Raw genomic sequence first — 7,873 nt, 5'->3', positions numbered from 1 at the left:
GCGCCGACCCGGTTCCGGCCACTTTCCGTTTGATCCGCAGTTCGCGGGGCATTCGGAGGCGAACCGTGCCCCCGAACTGGAGGTCAACGACATGGCCATGCACACGGTCCACCGGACGGGCTACACCGCCGCCCGCCCCGGCCTGGAGGCAGGCCGGCTTCTGCTCACGCTGCTCGGCGGTGCCGCGCTGGTCGTCGGGGCCTTCCTGAACTGGACCCGCGACACGAGCGCCACGAGCATCACCAACCGCAGCCTAGTCAAGATCGACTTCACCACCCGCTCCGACATCGTGCAGACCGTCGGCGGGATCGCCATCCTGATCGGGATCATCGCGGTGCTCGGGCTGATCGACCGCACCGGCTGGCTCAGCCGGCTGGCCGGAGCGCTCGGCATCGTGCTGTTCATCCTGTTCGCCGTCGAGGTGTACCGCTCCGCCGACCACAGCATGCAGGCCGGGGCCTGGCTGGCGCTGGTCGGCGGGGTCGTGCTGATCATCGGCGGCATGCTCGCGCCGCGCACCCCGGAGGAGATGCCCACCGTGCTCGAGGAGCGCGAGCAGGTGATCACGCCCGACGAGCGCGTGGCTCCTCGTGATGACGTGCAGCGCGACGACGGCATCTAGGAACCCGTCAGCAAGCGAACCCCCTGAGTAACCCGGCGGAGGCGACCATGGTCGCCTCCGCCGGCATGTGTATGTGCTACGTGCCTTAGCGGCCCTGATGGTCGTCGACCTGCCATGACGGCGCCGTGACAGCGATCTGACAGCACGCCGTGCGTTACTGCTCCGAGCGCGTCCGGTCACGGGGCCGTCGTCATGGGCGGCGGGCCGGGTGCTCGGTGGCACGGCGGCGCTGATCCATCACGCAGCAGGGGGCGTGGTGGCCCGGGCGCCGGCGTGGGTCGACGGCGCGTGCGCGGGGAGGTCTCTGCGCCCGCCGTCGGATCGTAAAGTGAGGCGCACAACGGGCCGGGGTTGATGCGGGGTCACCGGTCCGGACAGAGGGAGGCGCCGCAACCGATGTCCAAGACGACGTTCACCGTGCTGGGCCCGCTGCGGGTACGGCGCGCGGACGGGCAGGTGGCGGTCGGCCGCGGGAGCGTGACCGCGATCCTGGCCGTGCTGCTCCTCTCGCCCAACCGGCTCGTGTCCGCGAACGCCATCGCCCACCAGGTGTGGGGCGGGCGCGAACCGGACGACCCGCGCTCGGCCGTCTACGGCGGCGTTTCCCGCCTGCGCAAGATCCTCGGCCCCGGGCTGATCGAGACGCACGACGCCGGTTACCTGCTGCGTACCGATGCCGATCACCTCGACCTACTCCGGTTCGACGGTCATCTCGCGCAGGCCCGGAGCGCGGAAGAGGCCGGAGACGGGGAGGGAGCCGTCGCCGCGTTCGACGACGCGCTGGCTCTGTGGAGCGAGCCGGTGCTCGGCGGGGTCGAGGCGCCGTTCGTCACCGAGGCCGCTGCCAGCTTGACCAACCGGTATCTGCGCGTGTGCGAGCGGCGGGCGTCGTGGTACCTGAGGCTGGGGCGGCACGCTGACGTCGTCAATGAACTGTCACCTCTGGTGCGGGCGCACCCGGCGCGGGCGGGACTGGCCGAGCAGCTTATGCTCGCGCTCTACCGATCCGAGCGGCGCGCGGAGGCAGTTCACGTCTACAGCGGCCTGAAGGCGGCGCTCGGATCGGGAATGGACTGCGCGGCCGGGCAGCGGGTCGGCGAGCTGCACACCAAGATTCTGCGAGACGACCCCGTCCTCCTTCCGTCGCGACCGGCCGTGGTGAAAGTGCAGACACCGACGCGCCGCGTTCCGCGCCAGTTGCCCGGCGCGACCGCCCGCTTCACCGGGCGCGATGAAGAACTCGCTGCCCTGGCCCGGCTGCTCGTGCAGCGGCCCCCGGACGGCGAACGCAACCTGGTCCTCGCAGTCGACGGCACCGCGGGGGTCGGCAAGACGACGCTGGCCGTGCAGTGGGCGCACAGCGTTTCCGAGTGGTTCGACGGCGGCCAGCTCTACGCGAACCTGCGCGGCTACGACCTCGACGCGCCGACCGAGGCGACGAGCGTCCTGGCGTCGTTCCTCGTCGCGCTCGGGCACAAGGCCGACCAGATCCCCGAGCAGCTCGGCGCACGCGCCGCCCTCTTCCGCGCCGCCACGGCCGGGCGCCGAATCCTGATCGTGGCGGACAACGCGCGCGACAGCCAGCATGTGCGGCCGCTGCTGCCCGGCCCCGGCTGTCTGCTACTGACCACGAGCCGCGACCAACTGCGCGGACTCGCCGCCGTCAACGACGCCCACCGCCTCACCCTCCGTGCCTTCGGCGAACCGGAGGCGATCACGCTCCTGGGCCGTATCGCCGGGGCCGAACGCACCGACCGAGAGCGGCAGGCCGCGGCGCAGCTGGTCAACTTGTGCGCCCGGCTGCCGCTGGCGGTGGCCATCGCGGCCGAATACGCCCAGCGCCAGCCCGACGCGTCCTTCGCCGACCTCGCGGCCGAACTGCGCGACGAGCATTCACGATTGGACACACTCGGCGCCGACGAGGACTCCGGCGCCGACCTGCACGCCGTGTTCACCTGGTCCTACCGGCGCCTGAGCGCGTCGGCGGCACGCGCGTTCCGGCTGCTCAGCCTCCACCCCTCTGGCGGCATCCACGTCGGAGCGGCGGCCGCGCTCGTGGGCGTCCCTGCGGCGAAGGCGCTCCCCCAGCTCGACGAACTCGTCGCCGCGCATCTGGTCGAGACCCCAGCCGCGGACCACTTCGCGATGCACGACCTGCTGCGGGCGTATGCGCTCGACCGGCTGCGTCACGAGGAGCCCGACGCCGAGGCCCGAGACGCGGCCGACCGGCTCGCCGCCTGGTATCTCGCCACGGCATTGCGGGCCCAGCACCGTCTGCGGCCGACTTCCGAAGCCGTCCCCGCGGCGCCCGAGCCGATCGCACCGCTCGAATTCGGCGACTACGGCGAAGCCCTGGCGTGGTTCGACGCCGAACACGCGAATCTGGTCACGCTGATCCGCCGGACGGCCGAACAGTCCGCACCGGCTTCGAAGTCCGTCGCCGCTGACCTTCTCTGGCAGATGCGGGCCTTCTACAACAATCGACCTTACTGGGACGAATGGGCGACCCTGTGTCGGCTCGCGCGCGGCTCGGGTGACGCTCTGACCGAGGCGCGCCTGTACAGCAGCCTCGGGACCACTTACCTGTACCAGCGACACCGCGAAGACGCGCTCGCGTTCTACACCGAAGCCCTGCGCCTTATCCCCGACGACTACGACGGTGTCGAGCGCCCGACCGTCCTCGTCCAGATCGGCCTGGCGCGGCTGATGGCGGGCGACGCTGAGCAGGCGGTCACAGCGCTCCACGAGGCGTTGGATTCGCGCTACGCCGACGATCTCCCGGTGCGTGTCAATCTGGCCGGCGCCTATGGGGCGTTGGGCAAGTTCGAGGACGCTCTCGCGTACGGATACGAAGGGCTCGAGCAGCACAGAAAGCGCGGCGAGCGCGATACAGCCGCCCGCGCTTTGTGTAACATCGCCGAGGCCCAACACTGTCTGGGCCGCCATCAGCAGGCGGTCGACGCGGTCCGGGAGGCCGCGCAGATCTGCCGCGACATCGACAACGTGGATGGTGAGGTGACCGCGCTGATTCTGCTCGGCCGGATCCTGGCCGACGGCGGCGAGCGCGATGCCGGCCGCGAGGCGCTGTCCCGAGCCCTGACACTCCTCGGCGGGGTCGCCGCGGCGGACGGCGCCGCCGTACGCGACGTGCGAGAGCTGCTCGAAGAACTCGACGGCGACAGGTCCTGAGATAACCCGATAACGATTCGCGCTTGTCGGCGACGTGGAGGAGAGTGACTATCTGCGCTGTCAGCGTGATTGCCGAGGGGGTGCGATCATCGGGCGCACGGCGGAGATTCCCGGCGGCTCGCCCCGCACCGTGATCGCCGCCGATCCGGAGGCGTTCGGGAGTGCGGTGGTCGGCGTGGCGGATGTGCGGGTCGGGCTGCTCGGTCCGCTGGAGGTGCGGGTCGGCGGGGCGTCGGTCGAACTGCGCGGGGACCGCCCGGCCGTGGTGTTGGCGCTGCTGGCGCTGTCGGCGGGCCGACCGGTCGGCGTCGAGGCGCTGGCCGACGCGGTCTGGGGCGAGAACCCGCCCAACCGGGTGCGCGGCAGCCTTCAGAGCCTCGTCATGCGGCTTCGCCAGACCCTGAACACGCCTACGATCACGACGAGCGCGGCGGGCTACACCCTCGACGTCGATCCGGAACACGTCGACCTGTGGAGGTTCCGCCGCCTGGTCGCGGAGGCGAACGCGGCCCGCGACGACGACCCGGCCAAGGCGAGCGAGTTGCTGTCCTTGGCGCTCCGGCTGTGGCGGGGCGAACCCTTCGAAGGTCTGCGCATCAGGACCGCGGAAGGCGAGGTGGCGCTGGCGCTGGAGGAGGAGCGGATCGGCGCACACCAACTGCGCCTCGAGATCGATCTGGCAGCCGGCCGAGGCGCGTTGATTGTGCCTGAGCTGCGGGCATTGACCGCCAGGTATCCGCTGCGCGAGTCACTGTGGCGCCAGTTGCTCGTCGCGCTCGCGCAGGCAGGTGCACCGGCCGAGGCGGTCAATGCTTATCACGAAGCCAGGAGACACCTCGCGGACCGGCTCGGCATCGAGCCCTCCCGCGAACTGCGCGCCGTCTATCAGCGGCTGCTCACGGCCCGTCCGGTATCCGCCGAACCCGGCGTGGCGAGCCGGACGGTAGTTCCCGACAGCGATCCCGGACACGGCACGAGACGCGGCGAGCCGCCCCGGCAACTTCGCGCGGACCTCGGCTTCGTCGCCGGCCGGGAAGCGGAGCTGGAGAGCCTTGATGCCCTCCTTGCGCGCTCCCGGGATTCGGCGCTGTTCCTCGCGACAGTGGACGGACCGGCCGGGGTCGGCAAGAGCGCCTTGGCGGTGCACTGGGCGCACCGGGTCCGAGACCGGTTTCCCGACGGGCAGCTTTACCTCGACCTGGGCGGCTTCTGTGCAGACAGCTCGCAGGCTCCGCTTCCGCCGACGGTGGCGGTCGCAATGCTGCTCGCGTCGCTGGGAGTCCCGGCCGACCGGCTGCCGGAAACGCTGGACGATCGATCCGCCCTGCTCCGCAGCACACTGGCGGATCACAGGGTCCTGATCGTGCTCGATGACGCCGCCGACGCCGATCAAGTCAGGCCGCTGCTTCCAGGGCGAGGCGGCCACGTCCTGGTGACCAGCCGCAATCAGCTGCGCGGCCTGACCTCCCGCAACGGCGCCCAGCGCGTGACGCTGGCGCGCTTGCCACAGCGGGCCGCGGTCGATCTGCTCGTCGCGAAGATCGGGGCGCCGCGCGCCGCCGCCGAACCGGAGGCGGTCGCCGAACTCGCCGTCCTGTGCGCGGGTCTTCCGCTGGCGCTGTGCATCGCGGCGGAACGGGTGAGCCGCGATCCGCGGCTCCGGCTGTCCAGCCTGGTCGAGCAGGCGCGCGACGAGCATACGAGGCTTGACATCCTCGCCAACAATCAGGACCCGGCGGGCGACATCCGTGCGGCGCTCACAGCCTCACGTCGAACCCTGTCACCGGAGGCAGACCGCTTATTCCGACTGCTCGGCATCGTGCCGGCACCGCCGATCAGCGTTCCGGCCGCCGCAGCGCTCACCGGAGATCCGGACACCGCACGGGTTCGGGCGGCTGTCGACCAGCTCGTCGCCGTCCATCTGCTCGAACCGAGACGGCCCGGACAATACGAGCTCGAAGAACTGCCGAGGCTATACACCGCGCAGCTGGCGAACACCGACTTCACGTCGGCCGAGCGCGCTGAAGCCTTGACGCGCTTCGCCGGCTGGTCGGCGGCTCAGTCCTGACCTGCGAGATTGTTGCGGTAGGCGTATCGCACGGCTTGCGCTCGGTCGTGCGCGCCGATCTTCGCGAAGATCCGGTTGATGTGCGTCTTCACCGTCGCCTGGCTGACCACCAGCCGCGCGCAGATCTGCGCGTTGGAGAGGCCGTCCGCGATCAGGACGAGGACTTCCGCCTCGCGCGGCGTCAGGCCGTCGGGCAGTACGCGCCCGCCCGCCGCGTCCGCGCACGGCCCGGCGGTGTCTTCGTCGGCTGTGCCCGGCTGCCCGGCGCTCGCCCTGGCCGCTCCGGTCGCGCCGCCGCCGGACCCCAGCGCAGCTGCGACGAGCCGCTCCTGCACGATCGGATCGAGCCAAGTGCGGCCGGCGTGGATGTTCCGGATCGCCGTCTCGATCTGGTCGCTGTCAGCGTCCTTCGTCAGGTAGCCGCGCGCTCCGGCCCGCAGTGCCGGGAAGACCGCGTTGTCGTCCGCATAGGTGGTCAATACCAACACATTGCTTTCCGGGGCGCGTTCGCGCAGTGCCGCCGTCGCGGCGGTACCGTCGAGCACCGGCATGCTCAAGTCCATGAGCACCACGTCAGGCCTCAGCTGCTCGGCCATACTGACCGCCTCTGCGCCGTCGCGCGCCGCGCCGACGACCTCGATCCCGTCGAGCAGGCCGATCAGCAGCACGAGTCCGTCGCGCACCACCCGTTGGTCGTCGGCGATCAGGACCCGGATCGGGTCCGGCCCGTCGCCGTACTCGCCGGTCATGCGGGAATCTCCATCCGTACCAGCCAGCCCTGCTTGGTGGGTCCGGCGGTAGCCGTGCCACCGACCGCCGCGACGCGCTCGCTCATCCCGGTCAGGCCCAGGCCCGATCCGGTCGTTACCGGCGCGAGGGCGGGGCCGGGATCGGTCCGCCGGTCCTCGATAGTCAAGATCGTGACATCCTTGCCGTAACACAGGGTGACCTGTGTCTGCGAGCCGCGCGCGTAACGCGCCGCGTTCGTCAGCGCCTCCTGGGCGCCCCGGTAGAGCGCGAACCCGGCGTCGATCGGCAGGTCTCTGCGGGCGCCGGTGACGGCCAGCGTCACGTCCAGCTCCAGATCGCAGCGGTAGCGGTCGACGAGCTCAGACAGCCGGTCCACCGACGGCACCTCGTCGCCGCGCAGCGCTCCGACGGCGCGGCGCGCGTCGGCCAGCCCTTCTTTGACCAGCTTCCCCGAGCGGTCGATCAGCTCCCGCAGGTTCTCGTCCACGTGCGGGCGCCGGGCCAGCCGCCGCGCCGCCTCCATCTGGATCGCCAGACCGGAGAGCGATTGGGCGAGCACGTCGTGCAGTTCCTGGGCGATCCGGGTCCGCTCGGCCAGCGCGACCGCCGCGGCCTCCGCGTCTCGGGCGTCCTCGAGCTGGGCCAGCAGCAGTTCGGCGCGGTCCGTGCTCTGCCCCGCCTGGCGCATGGACCAGGCCGCCACCCCCAGGACCGCACAGAAGAGAGCCAGGGTGAGGGCGTTGATCAGGCTCGCGTTCGGCTCCAGGAGGATGGCCGCGAACAGCCCGACGAGCTCCGCCCCGCCGACGAGAGCGGCCAGCTTGCGCTCCAGGAACATGAACGCGGTCATCACGGCCACCGACACCGGCAGCGTCGCGACCCCGTTGACCTGCAAGGCGGCCAACGCGATGCCGAAACCGCCGATGCACACGGAAAGCGCCGCGCACTGCACCTCGGTCTCCAGCGGCCATCGCTTCGCCGCGGCGGCGATCATCGGCACGAGGCAGCCGGCCAGAACGATGGTGACGGCCAGGCCGGCGCCCGACCATCCGGGCGCCGGCCGGCCGCGCGTCGAGGCGACCGCGAGAGAGACCAGGACCGCCCACAGCACGGGCCGCATCCTGGCGCTCCACCGCTCGCGCCGGTCGCGGATCCGGGCCACGGCGAGGGCCATCCGCGGGCTGAGCGGCGGAGGCGCCTCGGTGGGAGAGTCCGTCACGGTCTGAATAATAGGAGCGGAACGG

General features: G+C 71.3%; 5 protein-coding genes. 3 read left to right on the top strand and 2 right to left on the bottom strand.

Going from position 1 to position 7,873, the window contains the following annotated elements:
* The 3 genes from VGZ32_RS27495 to VGZ32_RS27485 form a co-directional block, all read left to right on the top strand.
* On the top strand, positions 1–622 hold a 622-nt coding region (locus VGZ32_RS27495; protein WP_326889135.1), incomplete at its 5' end, for a hypothetical protein.
* A gap of 396 nt (positions 623–1,018) precedes the next feature.
* Positions 1,019–3,811 (top strand): AfsR/SARP family transcriptional regulator, encoded by a 2,793-nt coding sequence (locus VGZ32_RS27490; RefSeq protein ID WP_326889133.1) that lies wholly within the window; start codon positions 1,019–1,021, stop codon positions 3,809–3,811.
* A gap of 34 nt (positions 3,812–3,845) precedes the next feature.
* Entirely contained in the window at positions 3,846–5,879 is a 2,034-nt protein-coding gene (locus VGZ32_RS27485; RefSeq protein WP_326889131.1) for an AfsR/SARP family transcriptional regulator, read from the top strand.
* Here VGZ32_RS27485 and VGZ32_RS27480 read toward each other — a convergent pair.
* The gene (locus VGZ32_RS27480) at positions 5,870–6,628 is read right to left on the bottom strand and encodes a response regulator transcription factor (protein ID WP_326889130.1); all 759 of its coding nucleotides are present in this window, start codon (positions 6,626–6,628) and stop codon (positions 5,870–5,872) included. The genes VGZ32_RS27485 and VGZ32_RS27480 overlap by 10 nt on opposite strands.
* Positions 6,625–7,848, bottom strand: coding sequence for a sensor histidine kinase (locus VGZ32_RS27475; protein WP_326889129.1), 1,224 nt, complete (start codon positions 7,846–7,848; stop codon positions 6,625–6,627). Before VGZ32_RS27475 ends, VGZ32_RS27480 begins: the two co-directional genes overlap by 4 nt.
* Between the last annotated feature and the right edge of the window lie 25 nt (positions 7,849–7,873).

The organism is Actinocrinis sp. (assembly GCF_035938995.1).
Taxonomy (GTDB): domain Bacteria; phylum Actinomycetota; class Actinomycetes; order Streptomycetales; family Catenulisporaceae; genus DASZGI01.
This window is presented reverse-complemented; position numbering and strand designations above follow the sequence as displayed.

What these genes read in the sequence shown, in the direction of transcription:
- VGZ32_RS27490 (WP_326889133.1), top strand. Translation starts at nt 1,019, where the DNA reads ATGTCCAAGACGACGTTCACCGTGCTGGGCCCGCTGCGGGTACGGCGC.
- VGZ32_RS27480 (WP_326889130.1), bottom strand. Translation starts at nt 6,628, where the DNA reads ATGACCGGCGAGTACGGCGACGGGCCGGACCCGATCCGGGTCCTGATC.